We start from the raw sequence: 520 nt of genomic DNA on the forward strand, positions 1-520 counted from the left end.
TGGTTGACAGCTCCCCGGGGACTATCGTGGCCTCCCACGTCCTTCATCGGTTCCTGGTGCCAAGGCATCCACCGTGCGCCCTTAAAAACTTGGCCACAGATGCTCGCGTCCACTGTGCAGTTCTCAAGCAACGACCAGCCACCCATCACCCCGTCCTAAGAGGACGAGTTCACTGGGGCCGGCGTCGAAGGCAGCCTTATCGGCCGTACCTTCAGACACCCAACAGCGCGCCCAGTACCCGGAATTCATTCGGTTCACTTTCCACGCTCCGAGGAGCAGTACTCGTGTCCCGGCTGAACCACCAGGTACTGAATAGTCAACGTTCCACCCATGAGCTGACCACCGTCGAACATTTGTCGACGTAGTGGCTCTGGATTCCTTGCGGAATCTAGATGCTCCTTAGAAAGGAGGTGATCCAGCCGCACCTTCCGGTACGGCTACCTTGTTACGACTTCGTCCCAATCGCCAGTCCCACCTTCGACAGCTCCCTCCCACAAGGGGTTGGGCCACCGGCTTCGGG

2 rRNA genes are annotated in these 520 nt (G+C 59.0%); both read right to left on the reverse strand.

Features of this window, described 5'->3' with window-relative positions:
* Positions 1-95: ribosomal RNA gene (locus tag HET64_RS38585) — 23S ribosomal RNA — on the reverse strand; the annotation flags it as partial.
* A 308-nt stretch (positions 96-403) separates the two neighbouring features.
* A 16S ribosomal RNA gene (locus tag HET64_RS38590) occupies positions 404-520 on the reverse strand; the annotation flags it as partial.

Origin of the sequence: Streptomyces sp. McG3 (genome assembly GCF_018619185.1) — a bacterium.
Lineage (GTDB): Bacteria > Actinomycetota > Actinomycetes > Streptomycetales > Streptomycetaceae > Streptomyces.